This is a genomic window from Microbacterium sp. CFBP 8794 (assembly GCF_014841235.1).
GTDB lineage: Bacteria > Actinomycetota > Actinomycetes > Actinomycetales > Microbacteriaceae > Microbacterium.
The window spans coordinates 555365-573628 of record NZ_JACYTT010000004.1 but is presented as its reverse complement, the minus strand read 5'-3'; the positions used below and the strand labels follow the sequence as shown (position 1 = coordinate 573628).

Sequence of the window (18264 nt, the reverse complement as noted above, 5' to 3'; positions counted from 1 at the left end):
GACACTCAACAGGGGGGAGGGGGAGCGGGTTAGGCGACGGAGACCGCTGCGGCGCGCGCCGACGTGGTGCGGCGACGCGTCACGATCAGCGTCGTCACCACCAGCGACAGCACGGCCCACACCACCAGCCCGGCGACGCCGGCGGCGACCCCGCTCGACGACGACAGGGCGCCGAGCATCGCGTCGTACACCGGGGCGGTGGGCATGAGAGATGCGGCGGCGGCGAGGGCCGGTGGCACCGTCGAGACGATCGTCGCCCCCAGGGCGAGGGCGCCGATCACGGCGGCGACCCAGCGTCCCGCTCCGCCGAACACGGCGACGAGGGCCTGGTGCACGGCGGCGAAGGCCACGCCCGCGGCGATGCAGATGACGGCGAACAGGGCCCAGTCGTCCCAGTCGTACTGGGATGCCACCTGCACCACGCCCGCGACCAGCAGACCCTGCACGGCGCCGACGGCAGCTGCGGGGGCGAAGCCGCGCAGGGCAACGAGCGCCGAGGGGCGTCGGCTCGTCAGCGCGCGCGCCGACACCGCCTGGAAGGCCACGAACGAGGCGAGCCCGCCGAACCACAGCACGGCCATGGCGAGCAGCGGAACGGCGGCCAGGCCGAAGAGCGAGTCGCTCGCGCCGGTGGCCGACACCGGGTCGGCGACGACGTCGGCGAGGGTGGTCGCCTGGGCGTCGGAGTACTTCGGCAGCTGCGACACGGCGGTGTCGAGGCCGTCGGCGAGAGACGTGGTGCCGGATGCCACCTGGCTCACGCCGTCGGCGAGCTGACCGGCGCCGTCCTGGGCGCCCAGGGTGCCGGATGCCAGTTGTGCGGCGCCGGAGCTGAGGGCCGACGCGCCGGTGCCGAACTGCCGCGCGCCGTCGGCGAGCTGGTTCGCGCCGCCGGAGAGGGCGTCGATGCCGCCGGCGATCGTGTTGATCCCCGTCTCGGCCTCGCGCGCCCCGCCGGCGAGGCCGGCTGCGCCGTCGGCGAGCTGCTGGTTGGCGTCGGCGATGGTGCGGATCCCGGCGGGGAGCTGCGAGGCCTGCCCGGCCAGCTCGCCGATCTTGGCCACCGTCTCGGTGGCCTGCGGGAGCGCCTTGTTGGCTTCGTCGGAGGCGTTGCGCAACGCCGTGCACTGCTCGGGGGTGCCGGTGCATTCGTCGGCGGCCTTCTGCAGGGCGGCGGCCGCATCGACCAGGGCGGTGTTCACCTGCGGGGCGGCCTGCGCCAGGCGGGTGGCGGCGTCTTCGAAGCCGGGCGGGATCTGGTCTGCGAGGCCGTTGATCTGCGTGGCGAGCTGCTGATTGCCGGCGGCGATGCCGTCGGCTCCACCGGCCAGCTTGCCGACGCCGGTGGCGGCATCGCGCGTTCCCTGCGCGAGGGCGCCCGCGCCGCTCGAGAGCTGAGTGGCGCCGTCGGCCAGGGGTCCCGCGCCGCTCGCGAGCTGTCCCGCTCCGCTCGACAACTGCGAGGCACCGTCGGCGAGCTGACCCAGACCGTCGCGCAGTCCGGTCGCGCCGGAGGCGGCCTGCCCGGCACCGTCGGCGAGCTGGTGCGCCCCGCTGGCGGCGGTGCCCAGCTGGTCGCCGAGGGTCGTGAAGCCGAGGAAGACGTTCTTGAGGTACTGCGACGACAGCTCACTGCCGTAGACGCTCGAGGCGGTGGAGGCCAGGGTCGCGGTGATCGCACCGTCGACGACCCGGGCGTTGGGGGCCGTGGCGACGCCGATCGTGGCCTTCTCGGGGCTCTCTCCGGGGCGGGTCGACAGCGAGGCGGCCGTGAAGTTCTCGGGGATGGTCACGACGGCGGTGTAGGTGCCGTCGGCGAGGCCCGCCGCGGCATCCGCGTCGTTCGAGATGACCCAGTCGATGTTGCTCGACTGGTCGTCGGCGCCCTTGACCAGACCGCCGGTGAGCTGACGACCGAGCGGCACGAGCTGACCGTTCAGCTCGACGGCCTTGTCGTCGTTGACGATCGCGGCGGTGATGTTCTCGAGCCGGTCGGTGGGGTTGTACAGCGCGCCCACGAGGATGCCGCCGATGACGGCCGGCAGCAGCAGCACGCCGACGAGGGTGAGCCAGGTCACGGGGCGGCGCGAGCGGGAGCGCTCGACGGGGAGAGTCATGCGAACACCTCGGAGAGATCGGCGTAGGTTTCGGGCTGCGGGGAATCCGGCGCGCGGTGGCGCCGCGGTGTCGGAAGGGCGAGCGAGGCCACGTCCGGGCGGTGCGCCTCGGCCAGCAGGGCGAGGGCCCGGCGTTCGTCGCGGGCCGACACGATGAGCGTGAACGGGGAGGAGTCCTCTCCCGAACGTTCGCGCGCCTCGGTGGCGGCGCGGCGGAGCACGTGGGCGACGTCGTCGCGGGTGTCGTCGTCGAGGCGGTCGACGTCGGACACGACGATGATGCGCGCGCGACCCGCGACCGCGTCGGCGACGGTGCGCGCGGCCTCGGCGGGGTCGTCGAGCAGGGCGACGCCGACGCGGGAGCGCACGGCTCCCGCGCGCTCGGGAACGAGCAGTCCATCGACGCGCAGACGCCCGTCGATGCCGGCGAGGCGCCCCGACAGGGCGAGGAGCAGCGTGCGGGTGGTGCGGCTCTCACCGGTGACCAGCAGGGTGCCGCCGAATCCGAGACGCAGCGAGACGTCGCGGAACACGGGCTCCTCGGCATCCGAGGCTCCGACCGTGCGCAGTTCGTCGGCGGCGACGGCCATGGCGGGCTCCGCCGGCCAGTCGGCGAGGCGCACCTCGCGCTCGACGGCTTCGCCCTCGACGTCGAGCTTCGGCAGCAGGCGGTCGAGCCAGCGCGGCATCCACCAGGCTTTGTCGCCCAGCAGGGCGAGGACCGCGGGCACGAGGGTCATGCGCACGAGGAAGGCGTCGACGGCCACGCCGACGGCCAGACCCAGGGCGATGGGCTTGAGGCTCGAGTCGCCCTCGGGCACGAACGCCACGAAGACGGCGAACATGATGACGGCGGCCGCGACCACGACGCGGGCCGAGGCCGCGAAGCCGCTGCGCACGGCGCCGAGCGCCACCTCGCGGGGCGTGCGCCCCTCGCGGTCCGCGTGCACGTAGTCCTCGCGCATCCGCGAGACCAGGAAGACCTGGTAGTCCATCGCGAGGCCGAACAATACGCCCATCACGACGATGGGCATGAAGCTGATGATGGGGCCGACCTTGGCCACGTGCAGGGCGTCGGCGAACCAGCCCCACTCGAACACCGCGGCCACGACCCCGAACGAGGCGGCCACCGACAGCAGGTAGCCTCCGGCGGCGGTCAGCGGCACCCAGATCGAGCGGAACACGATCATCAGCAGCACGAGCGACAGGCCGACGACGAAGAGGCCGAAGGGCAGCAGGGCCGCTCCCAGCTGGTCGGAGATGTCGATGGTCACGGCGGTGTAGCCGGTGACGAGCAGATGGACGCCGAACTGGTCGTACAGGCGGTCCTCTTGCGCGCGGAGCTCCCGCACGAGGTCGGCGGTGCGGGGGTCGTCGGGGGCGGTCTCGGGCACGATCTGCACGATGCCGGTGTCGGCGGTCTCGTTCGGAGTCGCCAGAGCAACCTCGGCGACGCCGGGGATCTTCGCGATCTCGTCGCCGATGTCGGTCATGAGCGTCAGGGGGTCGTTCGAGGTGACGATCGTGCCGGTCATGATGAGCGGGCCGTTGGCGCCCGGGCCGAAGTACTCGTCGGTGAGCTCGTACGCGACGCGGGCTTCGTCGCCCTCGGGGAGCTGGCCGGCGTTGGGCAGGGTGAGCGCGAGGCTGGCGGCGGGGATCGCGGTGACCCCCAGCAGGCCGACGATCGCGACGGTGGTGACGACGGGATGCCGGGTGACCAGTCCCACCCAGCGCTTGGCCGGGCCGTTGCGTTCGGCGCGCGAGGCTGCGGCCGCGATCTTCTCGTCGCGCTCGGCGGCGGCCTGGGCGACCGCCGCGGCATCGTCGTCCGAGGTGCCGCGGGCGCGGCGGGAACGCTTCTTGGGTCGCTTGTACCCCCACCCGACCACGCGGTGCCCGGCGAAGCCGAGGAATGCCGGGGTCAGGGTGAGTCCGACGCACACCGCGATCGCGACGGCGACCGACGCGGCGATCCCCATGGTCGTGAGGAACGGGATGCCGGCGAAGCTCAGGCCGATGAGGGCGATGAGCACGGTGATGCCGGCGAAGACGACGGCGGAACCGGCGGTGCCGACGGCGCGAGCGGTGGACTCCTCGGGGTCCATTCCCGCTCTCGTCTGGTCTTGATGTCGCGAGACGATGAAGAGGGCGTAGTCGATGCCGACCGCGAGACCCAGCATCACCGCCAGCAGCGGCGTGGTCGACGAGACGGTCGCGAAGCCGGTGGCGATGAAGATCAGGGCCACCGACAGGGCGACGCCGAGGATGGCGGTGGCCAGCGGCATGCCGGCCACGAGGAACGAGCGGAACGTCACCATCAGCACGAGGGCGGCGATGAGCACGCCGAGGGCCTCGGTGAGGGTGGCGCCGGGGACCTCGCTGGCGAACAGCTGGCCGCCGAGCACGGCCTGCGATCCGCTCGGCAGGGCGGAGCCCAGGGCCGTGGCCGCCTCGCGCAGCCCGTCTTCGGTGGAGGCGGGGACGGCGGTGGCTTCTCCGGCGAATTGGATGCGCACGATCGCCGCGCGGTCGTCGTCGGCGATGCCGCCCGAGATGCGGGCGTCGTAGGGGTCGGTGACGGCCTCGACGAAGTCGAGCTTGCCGATGTCGCCGGTGGTGGTGGTGATGGCATCCTGGTACGCCTGGTCGCGCACGCTCGCGCCGTCGGCAGCCACCACGATGATCTCGGCGCTCGCCCCGCTCACCTGGGGGAAGGTGCGCTCGAGCATCTCGAGACCGGCCTGCGACTCGGTGCCCGGGATGGTGAAGGTGTTGTCGGTGCCCTTGGCGAGCAGTGCCACCCCGCCGCCGGCCAGCACGAGCACCAGGAGCCAGGCGGTCAGAACGCGCCACGGGTGGCGGAACGACCAACGGCCCAGGGTGTACAGGAATGTCGACACGGTGGCTCCCACGATCGGTGAACGAGTCGATACATCACCGTATCGGATACATCAATGTATCGTAGTCGCCGAGGGGGTGGTCGTACCTGGATCTCCCCCGTGAACAGGAGGATGCGGATGACCGACACCGCCCCCGCACCGTCGCGCCGGCGCGAGAACACCCGCACCCGCCTGATGGACGCCGCCGCCGAGATGTTCGCCGAGGTCGGCATCGACTCCGCCTCGGTCGAAGCCGTCTGCGAGCGTGCCGGCTTCACCCGCGGCGCCTTCTACTCGAACTTCGCCTCGAAAGAGGAGCTGTTCCTCGCTCTGTGCGCCCGCTCGGCGGAGCAGACGATCTCGGCCGTCCGCGAGCGCGTCACCTCGATCGAGGACCGGGGACTGGATGCCACGGGCGAGGTGCTGCAGCTGGTGCAGGGAGTGCTCGAAGTCACCGGCGACGATCGCCTCGACGTGCTGCTCGGCGCCGAGATCCGTCTGCAGGCGCTGCGCAACGCCGAGTTCGCCGCGGCCTACCTCTCGTCGAACCAGGCCCTGGGCGAGAGCGTCACCCAGCTCGTGCGCGACATCGCCGAGGCGCGAGGACTGGTGCTGCGGGTGCCGGCGGAAGCGGCGACCGAGCTGCTGCTGTCGGCGTGGGTGTCGACGGCCGAGACCGCCCTCATGATGCGGGTCTCGCCCGCGGCGTCGCACGCTCAGCTCGGCGATCGCCTCGCGCAGATCGTGCGCCTCATCCTCGAGTGAGTTCGAGGGTGCGATAGCAGCGCCGCAGTCGCGCGAGCCACCAGTCGCGTCGCTCGTCGGGAGCGGCCACGCGATCGAGATCGACGGCCGAGGGGCGGGGGCGCTCGACGCGCAGCACGCCCGCCCGGGGCACCAGCGGGGATGCCACGACGTCGGCGGTGAAGAGGGCGGCGGTGCCGAGCCCGCAGTCGTAGTCCAGTTGCGGAAGAGCCGCGGCGAGGGCGGCGCCCATCGCCAGGCCGATCGAGGTGTCGAGCGCGCTGGACACCACTGCCGGCAGGCCCGCCTGCGCCACGATGTCGAGCGCCGCGTGCACCCCGCCCAGCGGCTGTGCCTTGACGACGAGCAGGTCGGCGGCCCCGGCACGTGCGACGAGAAGGGGATCGGCGGCCTTCCGCACGCTCTCGTCGGCCGCGATCGGAATGTCGAGGTAGGCGATGCGCTCGCGCAGTTCGGCGAGCTCCTCGACGGCGGCGCACGGCTGTTCGACGTACTCGAGGTCGAACTCGGCCAGGGCGTGCACGGCCCGCTCGGCTTCGTCGACGTTCCACGCGCCGTTCGCATCGATCCGCACGCGTCCCTCCGGGCCCATCGCCTCGCGCACGGCCCCGACGCGCGCGACGTCGTCGGCGAGCACCTGCCCCGCCTCGGCGACCTTCACCTTGACCGTCCGGCATCCGTCGTACCGGGCGAGGATCCGCGCCACCTCGGAGGCTGCGACGGCGGGCATCGTGGCGTTGACGGGGATGGCGTCCCGCACCGCGACCGGGGCGGCGCGCCAGCCGAAGTCGAGGGCACCGGCCAACCAGGTCGCCGCCTCGGCGTCGTCGTATTCGGGGAACGGCGAGAACTCCGTCCATCCCTCGGGGCCCTCGAACACGACGGCCTCGCGCGTCTCGATGCCGCGGAACCGGGCTGCCAGGGGGAGGGCGACCACCCGCGCGGTGGAGAGGACGTCGGCGAGGGGGGGAAGGGACGTGGAGCTCATCCCCCCATCCTGGCCTCGGGGCCGGTGCCCGGGAATAGGCTGACCGCATGCTCTTCGATACCCCGGTCCGGCTCGGCGTCCAGATCCAGCCGCAGCACGTGCAGTATTCCGACATCCGCGACGCCGTCCTGCGCCTCGAGGAGATGGGCGTCGACGTCCTCTTCAACTGGGACCACTTCTTCCCGCTGTACGGCGACCCCGACGGCGAGCACTTCGAGGCGTGGACGATGCTCGCGGCGTGGGCCGAGCAGACCGAACGGGTCGAGTTCGGTGCGCTGGTCAACTGCAACAGCTACCGCAACGCCGACCTGCAGGCCGACATGGCCCGCACCATCGACCACATCAGCAAGAAGGGCGGCGACACCGGCCGCTTCATCTTCGGAACCGGCTCGGGCTGGTTCGAGCGCGACTACGACGAGTACGGCTACGAGTTCGGAACCGCGGGTTCGCGGCTGAACGCGCTCGCCACCGACCTCGATCGCATCGTCGACCGCTGGGGCAAGCTCAACCCCGCCCCCACCCGCAAGGTCCCCGTCATGATCGGCGGCAAGGGCGAGCAGAAGACCCTGCGCATCGTCGCGCGTCACGCCGACATCTGGCACAGCTTCGTCACCCCCGACGAACTGCCCCACAAGCTCGGGGTCATCGAGAAGTGGGCCGAGACCGAGGGACGCGACCTGTCGACCCTCGTCGTCTCGAACGAGCTGAAGGACCGCGACGAGTCCGACGCCGACGCCCTGTTCGAGGCGGGCACGCGACTGTTCACCCTCGGCTTCTCGGGGCCCGAGTGGGACTACTCGCTCATCGAGCGGTGGCTCACCTGGCGCGACGGCAAGAACGCCTGATTCCGGTCGGGCACCTGCGCGGCGAGGCGGGGGTTCCGGGCGGCGACCGCCGGATCCGCCCGCCGCGTCGGGTCGTAGGGTGGAACGGTGACCGTCTCCGAGCTGTTCGACCCCGCTGAGTGGACGCTGGCGCCGGGCGCCGAGCGATACACCGACATCACCGCGCACGTCACCCACGACGGGCGGGTGGCGCGCATCGCGTTCGACCGGCCCGAGGTGCGCAACGCCTTCCGGCCGCACACGGTCGACGAGCTGTACTCGGCGCTCGACATCGCGCGACAGGATCACCGCATCGGCGTGGTGCTGCTCACCGGCAACGGTCCGAGCGCGAAGGACGGCGGCTGGGCGTTCTGCTCCGGCGGCGATCAGCGCATCCGCGGTCGCGACGGGTACAAGTACTCGCACGAGGAGCACACCGTGCACGACCCGGGTCGCGCGGGGCGTCTGCACATCCTCGAGGTGCAGCGGCTGATCCGCTTCATGCCGAAGGTCGTCATCGCGGTCGTTCCCGGGTGGGCGGCGGGCGGCGGCCACTCGCTCAACGTGGTGTGCGACCTGTCGATCGCCAGCGCCGAGCACGGCCGTTTCAAGCAGACCGATGCCGACGTCGGGTCGTTCGACGCCGGGTACGGGTCCGCGTACTTCGCCCGCCAGATCGGGCAGAAGCTGGCCCGCGAGGTCTTCTTCCTGGCCGAGGAGTACTCCGCCCAGCGCGCGTACGAGATGGGCGCGGTCAACCGCGTCGTCGCGCACGCCGAACTCGAGCGCGAAGCTCTCGCCATGGCCCGCACGATCCTCACCAAGTCGCCGACGGCCATCCGCATGCTCAAGTTCGCCTTCAACGCGGTCGACGACGGGCTCGTCGGCCAGCAGGTCTTCGCCGGTGAGGCCACGCGTCTCGCGTACGGCACCGACGAGGCCGCCGAGGGCCGTGACTCCTTCCTCGAGAAGCGCGACCCCGACTGGTCCGACGTCCCGTGGCACTACTGAGCCCCGGATGCCGTCGAGCCGAGCGCTCATGAGGCTCGAGGCTCCGGCATCCGGCGATCCCCGCGACGTGCTGCGCGCCCTGCGTACCGCGGTGCTCGGCGCCGGTCCCGCGGTGTCGCTGGGGGCGGGGGCGGACCTGCCCGCGGACGTCCCCCCGGGAACGGCCGCCGTGGTCACCACGTCGGGATCGACCGGCGTGCCGAAGTCGGTGCTGCTCAGCCGCAACGCCCTGATCAGCAGTGCCTACGCGACGGCAGCGCGCATCGGTGAGGGCGCCTGGCTGCTGGCCGTTCCCGCCACCTACGTCGCGGGGGCGCAGGTGCTCGTGCGGGCTCTGCTCGCCGATCGCGAGCCGGCGGTCGTCGCGGGTCCCTTCCGCCCCGAACCGTTCGCCGCCGCGGCGCTCGGCATGGCGTCGCACGAGAACGGCGCCCGGGTGCCGACGTACACCTCGCTGGTTCCCGCCCAACTGCAACGACTGCTGGATGCCGCCGACACCGAACCGACGGTGGCGAAGGCGCTGCGCTCGTTCGAGGCCGTCCTCATCGGGGGTCAGGCCCTGGCGCCCACGGTGCGCGAGCGCGCCGAGACCGCGGGGGTGCGGATCGTGCGCACCTACGGCTCGACCGAGACCAGCGGCGGCTGCGTGTACGACGGGGTTCCGCTCGACGGCGTCGAGGTGGCCCTCGTCGACGGCGAGGTGCGCCTGACGGGGTCGATGCTCGCCGACGGATATCTCGGCGACCCCGCGCGGACGGCATCCGTCTTCCCCTCTGACGACGCGGGCACCCGCTGGTACCGCACGGGCGACGGGGGAGAGGTCGTGGACGGCGTGCTGAGCGTGACCGGACGCCTCGACAACGTCATCGTCTCGGGCGGGGTGAACGTCTCGCTCGATCGCGTGGAAGCCGCGGTGCGCGGCATCGCGGGACTCGAGAGCGCCGTCGTGGTGCCCGTCGCGGATGCCACCTGGGGCCAGGGGTCGGCGGTGGTCGTGCCGCGGCCGACGCCCGCCGCCGATGCCGTGCTGCTCGAACGGGTGCGCGCGGTGGTCGCCGACGCGGTCGGGGCGCCCGCGCGTCCGTCGCGTCTCGTCGTCGTCGACGAGCTGCCGACGCTGTCGTCGGGCAAGCCCGACCGGGCCGCCGTGCGCGCGCGCCTCGCGCAGGATCCCTGGGTCTGACACCCGGGAGCGGTGGCGTCGCCCGGCTCGCGGGTCGACCGGTCCGCGAAGGAGGACGGTGACCACGGGCTTAGGATGAGCCACCGTGGCAGCACAGTCTCGTAAGCGTTCGACGTCGTCCTCGAAGCGTCGCCCCGGCGGCAACCCCCAGAAGCCCAAGGGCGGTGCACCGCAGGCCGTCGCGCCGGCCACGGCCCGCGACTGGATCGCGGCGGCCCGCATCCGCACGCTGCCGCTGGCCATCACCCCGGTGCTCATCGGCACCGGTGCGGCCACCCTCGTCGACGATCAGTTGCACGGGGTCATCGCCCTAGCCTGTCTCGCCGTGGCGTTCGCTCTGCAGATCGGCGTGAACTACGCCAACGACTACAGCGACGGCATCCGCGGCACCGACGACGTGCGCGTCGGGCCCGGCCGTCTCACCGGCGGCAAGAAGGCGAAGCCGCGGACGGTGCTGATCGTCGCGCTGGCGTTCTTCGCGCTCGCCGCCCTGATCGGGCTGGCCCTGGTCATCCGCACGGGGCAGTGGTGGTTGCTGCTGGTCGGCGCCGTCTGCATCGTCGCCGCGTGGTTCTACACCGGCGGCAAGCGCCCGTACGGCTACAACGCGATGGGCGAGCTGTTCGTCTTCGTCTTCTTCGGCCTCGTCGCGACCCTGGGCACGACGTGGCTGCAGGTGCAGTCGTTGCCGCAGGAGGCCTGGCTGGGCGCGGTCGCCGCGGGTCTGCTCGCCTGCGCGGTGCTGCTGGCCAACAACCTGCGCGACATCGAGCAGGACCGCCTCGCGGGAAAGCGCACCCTGTCGGTGCTCATCGGCCGCCGTGCGACGCAGGTGCTGTTCACCCTGTTCGTCCTCGCGCCGTTCGGGATCGCGGTGTTCCTCGCGTTCGTGTACCCGGTGGCGTGGCTGACCCTGGTCGCCCTGCTCGGCGGACTCGCGGCGATCCTCATTGTCTGGACCTACCGCACCCCGCGCGAGCTCATCACGGCGCTGCAGGTGACGAGTTTCACGTCGGTCGCCTACGGCGCCCTGCTCTTCTGGGCCTTCGCGTTCTGAGCCCCCGGCGGGTTCGCAGAACGCGCAGGGGTCAGCGCAGCGGAGCGTCGCCCTCGGAAGTGCCGGTCGCGGGCGCGTCATCGTGCCGCGTGGCATCGACCACCGCGTCTTCGGTGTCGGCGTCGGTCTCGGCGCCCGTACGGCGCCCGGTGGCGGTGCGCTGCGCGCGACGCTCGGCCAGACCGCCGGTGACGCTGTCGAGCGGACGACGCAGGAACAACAGCGACAGGCTCAGTCCGATGAGGGCCGCGAAGATCGCCGCGAGCCAGGGCAATTCCTGGAACACGGGGAAGAACAGCAGCACGACGAGCGGTACGAGGAACGCGAGCAGTCGCAGCACGGTGTAGACGAGGGCCGAGCGAGCACGCATGCCCCCATCCTACGGCGGCCTCGGAAACCGCCGGCGCCCGGCCCGCGTCCAGCGGGCACACGTACACTCAGGTCATGGCACGGTTGCTCCTCATCCTCGCGCTCGTGGCGACCGTCTTCTGGGTGTACACGATCGTGGACTGCGCCGTGCAGCCGGCGGGACGTCACCGCGGCGTCAACAAGGGCGCATGGATGGCCATCGTCATCCTGCTGCCGGTGCTCGGCGGCATCCTGTGGTTCGTCATCGGTCGCGGTCGTGCGAGTCAGCCCGTGGTGAGACGCGCTCCCGACGACGATCCCGAGTTCCTGGGCCGTATGTCCGACACCGCGCGCGCCGATCAAGACGAGCGCATCCGGCGGCTCGAAGAAGAGCTGGCGCAGCTCGACTCCGAAGCCGACGACCCTCGCGCCCCGAAGCCCACCGACGACCCGGGCGACATCCCGGGCAAGGGCGACGACGACACGCTCGGCCAGCGCGGCTCCGTCGGCTGAACCATGACCTCGTCGAACGACCGCTCCGCCGCGCCCGCGACCGACGCCGCCGCCGCTCTGCTCGCGGGCCTCGTGTCGCGCGGGGTGCGGCACATCGTCGTCAGCCCGGGGTCGCGCTCGCAGGCGCTCGCGCTCGTGGCTGCCGACCTGGAACGCGCGGGTCTGGTTCACCTGCACGTGCGCATCGACGAGCGCGTCGCCGGCTTCACCGCCCTCGGGATCGGACGTGAGACCGGGATGCCGGCGGTCCTCGTCTGCACCTCGGGCACCGCCGTCGCCAACCTGCTGCCCGCCGCCCTCGAAGCCCATCACGCCGGGGTGCCGCTGGTGCTGCTCACCGCCGACCGGCCGCCCGAGCTGCGCGGCGTCGGCGCCAACCAGACCACGCGCCAGCCGGGGCTGTTCCGCTCGGCGGTGCGGTTCGAAGCAGACCTCCCCGTTCCCGAGACCGTCGACGACGACGGGTCGTCCGCCCAGACCGCTGACGCCGACGCCCTGGCGGCTGCGACGCTCGCGGCCGCGCTCGGTGAAGGCGCCCGGGTGCCCGGACCCGTGCACCTGAATGTGCCGTTCCGGGAGCCCCTCGCCGGCGCCGTTCCCGCGTGGCTCGCCGCGCGGGCGGCATCCGGGATCGCCCCCTCGTCCGACGCGCAGAGCGACGCGCTCGGCGACGCGGAGGCGTCGGGAGCGCTGTACCAGGGCGGCGGCGGCATCGGTGTCGCCGACGTGGCCCCCGAGGTCGAGGACGCCCACACGCTCGCGCCGGGCCCGCGCACCATCGTCGTCGCTGGAGCGGATGCCGGAGCGGCGGCCGAGCAGTTCGCGCACGACGGGGGCTTTCCGCTGGTGGCCGAGATCGTCAGCGGGGCTCGCTTCGGTCGGCAGATCGTGCACGGCTACCGGGCCCTGCTGAACGACCCGGCCCTCGGGGGACGCATCGAGCGCGTGGTCGTCTTCGGGCGTCCCACCCTGAGCCGCGAGGTGACGCGCCTGCTGTCGCGCGACGACGTCGAGGTGATCGCCGCCCGCGGCCCCGGAGAACCCGTCAACCTCAACGGCGCGACGATCGCCGTCGACCTGATCCGCCCTCACCCCTCGTCGGGAGACCGCGCGTGGCTGGGGGAGTGGATGCGTGCCTCGCGCGACGCTGCCGTCGATCTATCGCCCCCGGCTCCCGATGCCGACGGCCTGGCCTCGGCCGTTCCGCACGAGCGGCTGGGCGCCCTGAACGCCGAGGTGCAGGTCATCCGTGCCCCCCTCGACCGGGCGACCCTCGTCGACGCGGTCTGGCGGGCCACCTGGCCCCACGATCGCCTCATGTTCGGCTCCTCGCGTCTGGTGCGCGTGGCCGACGAGGTGCTCGGCGGCAAGAAGGTGGCCGTGCACTCCAACCGCGGCCTCGCCGGCATCGACGGCACCATCGCGACGGCGACCGGCGTCGCCCTCGCCAGCCAGATCGAGGAGCGCCCGGGCGTGACACGCGTGCTGCTGGGCGACCTGGCCTTCCTGCACGACGTGGGCGCGTTGCTGCTGCCCCCGGGGGAAGACGAGCCGCGCCTGCAGGTGGTGGTCGGCAACGACGGCGGCGGCACGATCTTCGACGGCCTCGAGGTGGCCGGCATCGCCGGCTCCGACGCGATGGCGCGCGTGCAGTACACCCCGCACACCGCGCGCCTCGAGCAACTGGCCCTCGCCTTCGGCTGGGAGTACCACCGCTGCACCACCCGCGTCGCTCTCGACCAGGTGCTCACCTCGCCGACCGGCGGTCGCCAGCTGATCGAGGTTCCGCTGCCGCGTTGACGGGCGGGACGTCGACGCGTCAACCACTGGCGCGCGCCGCCGACGCCCCACACGATGGGGACATGAGCACACGCCGCAGATGGTCCACGCCCGCCGCCGACGCGCTGCGCGTCGAGCCCGGATTCCGCCTCACCGACATCGACCCGCGATCGACGCCCGGCTACGACGGCGACAAGACCGACGGCAAAGCCGACCTCGACGCGGGCCGCGAACCCCTCGAAGCCCTGCAGGAACGCCTCTTCGCTCAGAGCGTGGCGGGCACCGCGACCGGCTCGGTGCTGCTGGTGCTGCAGGCCATGGACACCGCGGGCAAGGGCGGGATCGTGCGCCACGTCGTCGGCACGGTCGACCCCCAGGGCGTGGAACTCGCGTCGTTCAAGAAGCCCACCGCCGAGGAACTCGCGCACGATTTCCTGTGGCGCATCGAGAAGCGCCTGCCCGACGCGGGCCACCTCGGCGTCTTCGACCGTTCGCACTACGAAGACGTGCTGATAGGCCGGGTGCGCGAACTCGCCCCCGCCGACGAGATCGAACGACGCTACGGCGCGATCGTGAATTTCGAGGCGGAGGCGGCCGATCTCGGCATCCGAGTGGTCAAGGTCATGCTGCACATCTCGAAGGACGAGCAGCGCGCGCGTCTCGCCGAGCGCCTCGACCGTCCCGACAAGCACTGGAAGTACAACCCGTCCGACGTCGACGAGCGGGCGCTCTGGGACGACTACATGCAGGCGTACCAGGTGGCGATCGAACGCACCTCGACACCCGTCGCCCCGTGGCACGTGATTCCGGCCGACCGCAAGTGGTACGCCCGCCTGGCCGTGCAGCAGCTGCTCATCGACGCGCTCGCCGACATCGACCCGCGGTGGCCCGCGGTGGACTACGACGTCGAGGCCGAGAAGGCACGCCTCGCGGCATCGTGACGCTCAGTCGGATCAGGCGAGGGCCTCGACGATGGGGCGGAACTTGACGCGGGTCTCGAGCAGCTCCGACTCGGGAACGCTGTCGGCGACGATCCCCGCACCGGCATAGGCCGTGATCGGGGCGGTGGAAGAGGACGGCGCCGCGCGGTCGACCTGCGCGCACCGCAGGGCGATGGCCCACTCGCCGTCGCCCGACGCTCCCGTCCACCCGACGGCGCCGGCGTAGCGGCCGCGATCGAAGGGCTCGAGGCGGCGGATGACATCCATCGCCGCGGCGGTGGGGGTGCCGGCGACGGCGGCGGTGGGGTGCAGCACCGAGATCAGGTCCAACGACGACGCGTCCTCGCTGAGGGTGCCCTCGACATCGGTCGCGAGATGCCAGACGTTGGGCAACTTGAGGGTGAAGGGCTGCTCGGCCGCCGCGAGCGCCGAGGTGTGCGGGCGCAGCGAGGTGAGCACGCTCTGCACCGCGAAACGGTGCTCCTCTTGATCTTTCGAGCTGCGCGTGAGGGCGAGGGATGCCGCGACGTCGGCGTCGGCGTCGCCGCCGCGCGCGGTGGTGCCCGCCAGAACGCGGGCGGTCACCGTGCCCTTCGACACGGTGACGAGTGTCTCGGGGCTCGCGCCGATCAGACCGTCGACCGCGAACACCCAGCAGTCCGGATACCCCTCGAGCAGCGACCGGACGAGCCGGCGCAGGTCGGACCCGGCCGGAACCGTGCCCACGATGTCGCGTGCGAGCACGACCTTGCCCACCTCGCGGGCGCCGATGGCCTCGATGGCCGTGCGGACGGCATCCTGATACCCCTCGGCACTCTGGCGACCGGGACCCAGGGTCGCCGACCAGTGGGGGCCGAAGGGCGAGCGCGGGGGCAGCTCGGGTTCGGGTTCGTCGGGGGTGTCGTCGAAGGCGAGGCGGGTGACCCAGGCGCGTCCGCCGTGGCGCCCGACGATCATGCCGGGAACGCGCAGAACGTTCTCGCGCTCCGAGCGGGGGTCGAACACGAACGAACCGAAGGCGACGAGTCCGGTGCCCGGCAGCTGCACGGGGTCGTCGACCTCGGCGGCGGCGGCGATCGCCCGCCAGCGCGCCGAGATCGTGGCATCGCCCGGCTGGTGCCCCGTGTAGCGCAGCGTCAGCAGGTCGCCGAAGGCCGCCAGCGATTCTCCCCGCCGCGTCCAGAACAGGGGATCGTAGGGGGTCGTATAGGCGAGCACGTCGTCCATGGGGGGCAGCTCGCGCGTGACCACGCGCAGGCGCGGCACGACGTCATCCGCGGGTTCCAGCACGTCTTTCAGCGTAGACCCGCGGCGCCGGCCGAGGCCGCGGACGCCGGGCGCGGAGACCGACGCCGGACGGCGTTTTAGACTCCGAGCATGGACAATCGCCCCGCTCCCGGCACCCGCCTGCTGTTCGAGTGGCGCAAGTGGGACGGTTCACCGCACTGGGTGCAGGACAGCGTCTACCTCGGCTCCGACAAGTGGGGCGAGTGGTTCGGCCAGCAGGTGGGGTGGCGCAGCGAACGGCCCGGCGCGGCCTTCGTCTGCCGTGAGCCCAACGTGACCCTGGTGCCGGCGAGCGCCGACTGGGCCTTCACCCACAACGCCGCACCGCATCCTGTCGCGGTGTACATCGACCTGGCGTGGGATGTGCGCTGGGGCGACGACGGCGTGCCGCGCGGCATCGACATGGACCTCGACGTCGTGCGCCGTACCGACGGCCGCGGCACCTGGGTCGACGATCGCGACGAGTGGGACGAGCACCGCGTGCGCTACGGCTACCCGGCCGAGATCGTGACGCACCTCGAGGCGACGGCGCTCGATCTCGAGCACCGCGTGCGCGAGGGGGTCGCCCCGTTCTCGGATGCCGTCACCCGGCCCTGGCTCGATCGGCTCGCGGCGCTGGCAACCCCCGGCGACCGCCCGGGTGACCCGGCCTAGACTCGACGGGTGAGCAGCGACCCCAACCGCGCCGACCTCGGTAAAGACCCGCAGCGCGTCAGCGGCATGTTCGACCAGGTGGCAGCGGCCTACGACCGCACCAACACCGTGCTGAGTCTCGGCAACGACCGTCTGTGGCGCGCCGCGACGCTGCGCGCCGTGGCCCCGCAGCGGGGGGAGCGCATCCTCGATCTGGCCGCCGGCACCGGCACCTCGTCGATGGCGTTCGTCCCGAGCGGTGCGCACGTCGTCGCCGCCGACTTCTCGCGCGGCATGATCGCCGAGGGGCGCCGCCGTCACGGCGACGTGCCCAACCTCGAGTTCGTGCAGGCCGACGCCACCGACCTCCCCTTCGCCGACGCGGAGTTCGACGCGGTGACGATGTCGTTCGGTCTGCGCAACGTCAACGACCCGCGCCGGGCGCTGCGAGAACTGCGCCGGGTCACGCGTCCCGGAGGACGCATCGTGGTGTGCGAGTTCTCGCATCCGCCGTCCCCCGTCTTCAACGGGCTCTACCGCTTCTACAACGACCGGGTGCTGCCGATCGTCGCGCGCTCGGTCAGCTCGAACGCCGAGGCCTACGACTACCTCAACGAATCGATCCGCGACTGGCCCGATCAGCCGACGCTCGCGCGGTGGATGCGCGACTCCGGCTGGGACGACGTGGCCTACCGCAACCTGACGTTCGGCATCGTGGCGCTGCACCGCGGCGTCGTCGCGCAGAGCGCGTGACGCGCCGGAGGCCCCGGCCCGGGGTGTCACCCCGTCGAGATACTCGCGGCGGGGCGCAACGGCGCCAGGATAGGGTGAAAGCGTGACCCCGAGACCGCCCGCGGCCGGCACCCGCCTGTCGGGCAAGCTGGGCCTGAGTGACCGCATCTTCGCAGGCCTGCGTTCGCGCACCCTGCTCTCCACCGTCGAGGCCGGTCTCGCCCAGGTCGAGGGCACCCTCGAGGGCGAAGTCCGAAGCGCCGACCGTCTGGCCGACGTCACCGCCCGGTACCTGTACGAGGCCGGCGGCAAGCGCGTTCGCCCGATGCTCGCCATCCTCACCGCTCAGCTCGGTCGCGGAACGACGCCCGAGGTCATCGAGGTCGCCACGGCGCTCGAACTGACGCACCTGGGCTCGCTCTACCACGACGACGTCATGGACGGCGCTGACAAGCGCCGCGGGGTGCCCAGCGCCCAGACGGTGTTCGGCAACAACATCGCGATCCTCACCGGCGACCTGCTGTTCGCCCGCGCCAGCCAGCTCATGGCGCGTCGCGGTGAGCGCGCGATCCAGCTGCAGGCCGACACGTTCGAGCGTCTCGTGCTGGGCCAGATGCACGAGACCGTCGGCCCGCAAGAGGGCGACGAGCCCGTCGACTTCTACCTCAGGGTGCTCGCCGACAAGACCGGTTCGCTGATCGCCGCGGCCGCCCAGTCGGGCGTCATCTACTCGGGCGCCCCCGAGGAGTTCGAGAAGCCCATGGTCGTGTTCGGCGAGAAGGCCGGTGTGGCCTTCCAGCTGCTCGACGACGTGATCGATCTGTCTCCGGATCCCTCCGAGACCGGCAAGGTGCCCGGCACCGACCTGCGCGCGGGCGTGCCGACCATGCCGTACCTGCTGCTCGGTCACCGCTCCGACGCGGCCTCGGCCGACCTGCGTTCGCGCATCGACGAGGGCCAGGAGCGCATCGCCGCCGGGGCAGACCCCTCGATCCTCGACGCCGCACTCGCGGAGCTGCGCGATCACGAGACCACGCACGAGACGCTGAAGCTCGCGCACCAGTGGTCGCAAGAGGCCATCGACGCCCTCGCACCGCTGCCCGACGGCGCCGTGCGTGAGGCGCTGACGCGCTTCGCCCGCGCGGTCGCCGACCGCTCGGCCTGAACTTTTCCCACCCCCCCCGATCCCGATCGAGAGGACCCC

The 18264-nt window shown here is 72.3% G+C and carries 16 protein-coding genes; 11 read left to right on the top strand and 5 right to left on the bottom strand.

All coding sequences use genetic code 11. The features are described from left to right. Positions 1–29: 29 nt before the first annotated feature. Together IFU19_RS13645 and IFU19_RS13640 are read right to left on the bottom strand one after the other, a co-directional pair. Positions 30–2117, bottom strand: coding sequence for a YhgE/Pip domain-containing protein (locus IFU19_RS13645; RefSeq protein WP_192014402.1), 2088 nt, complete (start codon positions 2115–2117; stop codon positions 30–32). Then, positions 2114–5020: an MMPL family transporter gene (locus IFU19_RS13640; protein ID WP_192014400.1), complete on the bottom strand. Its 2907-nt coding sequence runs from the start codon at positions 5018–5020 to the stop codon at positions 2114–2116. Before IFU19_RS13640 ends, IFU19_RS13645 begins: the two co-directional genes overlap by 4 nt. 117 nt (positions 5021–5137) lie before the next feature. Between IFU19_RS13640 and IFU19_RS16465 the strand changes: the two genes are divergently transcribed. Further along, positions 5138–5764 (top strand): TetR/AcrR family transcriptional regulator, encoded by a 627-nt coding sequence (locus tag IFU19_RS16465; RefSeq protein ID WP_197979013.1) that lies wholly within the window; start codon positions 5138–5140, stop codon positions 5762–5764. Here IFU19_RS16465 and IFU19_RS13630 read toward each other — a convergent pair. Beyond that, complete coding sequence (locus IFU19_RS13630; protein WP_191916559.1) at positions 5751–6752, bottom strand: o-succinylbenzoate synthase; 1002 nt, start codon at positions 6750–6752, stop codon at positions 5751–5753. The genes IFU19_RS16465 and IFU19_RS13630 overlap by 14 nt on opposite strands. 47 nt (positions 6753–6799) lie before the next feature. On the opposite strand from IFU19_RS13630, the gene IFU19_RS13625 reads away from it, so the two are divergent. The 4 genes from IFU19_RS13625 (at position 6800) to IFU19_RS13610 (ending at position 10827) form a co-directional block, all read left to right on the top strand. Next, positions 6800–7597 (top strand): LLM class F420-dependent oxidoreductase, encoded by a 798-nt coding sequence (locus IFU19_RS13625; protein ID WP_055839076.1) that lies wholly within the window; start codon positions 6800–6802, stop codon positions 7595–7597. 87 nt (positions 7598–7684) lie between these two features. After that, entirely contained in the window at positions 7685–8587 is a 903-nt protein-coding gene (locus IFU19_RS13620) for a 1,4-dihydroxy-2-naphthoyl-CoA synthase (RefSeq protein ID WP_055839072.1), read from the top strand. Between the two features lie 28 nt (positions 8588–8615). Further along, positions 8616–9770 (top strand): AMP-binding protein, encoded by a 1155-nt coding sequence (locus IFU19_RS13615; RefSeq protein ID WP_192014399.1) that lies wholly within the window; start codon positions 8616–8618, stop codon positions 9768–9770. An 85-nt stretch (positions 9771–9855) separates the two neighbouring features. Further along, on the top strand, positions 9856–10827 hold the full coding sequence (locus IFU19_RS13610) for a 1,4-dihydroxy-2-naphthoate polyprenyltransferase (RefSeq protein WP_191926469.1): 972 nt from the start codon (positions 9856–9858) through the stop codon (positions 10825–10827). A gap of 31 nt (positions 10828–10858) precedes the next feature. Here IFU19_RS13610 and IFU19_RS13605 read toward each other — a convergent pair whose 3' ends face one another. Further along, positions 10859–11197: a DUF4229 domain-containing protein gene (locus IFU19_RS13605; RefSeq protein WP_192014397.1), complete on the bottom strand. Its 339-nt coding sequence runs from the start codon at positions 11195–11197 to the stop codon at positions 10859–10861. Between the two features lie 74 nt (positions 11198–11271). Between IFU19_RS13605 and IFU19_RS13600 the strand changes: the two genes are divergently transcribed. From IFU19_RS13600 to IFU19_RS13590, 3 genes are all read left to right on the top strand, one after another. Beyond that, positions 11272–11688 (top strand): PLDc N-terminal domain-containing protein, encoded by a 417-nt coding sequence (locus IFU19_RS13600; protein WP_055938905.1) that lies wholly within the window; start codon positions 11272–11274, stop codon positions 11686–11688. 3 nt (positions 11689–11691) lie between these two features. Beyond that, entirely contained in the window at positions 11692–13488 is a 1797-nt protein-coding gene (menD, locus tag IFU19_RS13595) for a 2-succinyl-5-enolpyruvyl-6-hydroxy-3-cyclohexene-1-carboxylic-acid synthase (RefSeq protein WP_192014395.1), read from the top strand. Between the two features lie 62 nt (positions 13489–13550). Continuing rightward, positions 13551–14408 (top strand): polyphosphate kinase 2 family protein, encoded by an 858-nt coding sequence (locus IFU19_RS13590; protein WP_192014393.1) that lies wholly within the window; start codon positions 13551–13553, stop codon positions 14406–14408. A gap of 12 nt (positions 14409–14420) precedes the next feature. Here the strand turns inward: IFU19_RS13590 and IFU19_RS13585 are convergent, their stop codons facing one another. After that, complete coding sequence (locus tag IFU19_RS13585) at positions 14421–15635, bottom strand: isochorismate synthase (RefSeq protein WP_192211989.1); 1215 nt, start codon at positions 15633–15635, stop codon at positions 14421–14423. Between the two features lie 150 nt (positions 15636–15785). Here IFU19_RS13585 and IFU19_RS13580 point away from each other — a divergent pair, with 150 nt between their 5' ends. The 3 genes from IFU19_RS13580 (at position 15786) to IFU19_RS13570 (ending at position 18225) form a co-directional block, all read left to right on the top strand. Continuing rightward, complete coding sequence (locus IFU19_RS13580; RefSeq protein WP_192014391.1) at positions 15786–16349, top strand: DUF402 domain-containing protein; 564 nt, start codon at positions 15786–15788, stop codon at positions 16347–16349. A 9-nt stretch (positions 16350–16358) separates the two neighbouring features. Beyond that, on the top strand, positions 16359–17081 hold the full coding sequence (locus IFU19_RS13575) for a demethylmenaquinone methyltransferase (protein ID WP_055839048.1): 723 nt from the start codon (positions 16359–16361) through the stop codon (positions 17079–17081). Between the two features lie 82 nt (positions 17082–17163). Further along, positions 17164–18225, top strand: a complete 1062-nt coding sequence (locus IFU19_RS13570; protein WP_055839045.1) for a polyprenyl synthetase family protein — start codon at positions 17164–17166, stop codon at positions 18223–18225. The last annotated feature ends 39 nt before the right edge of the window (positions 18226–18264 follow it).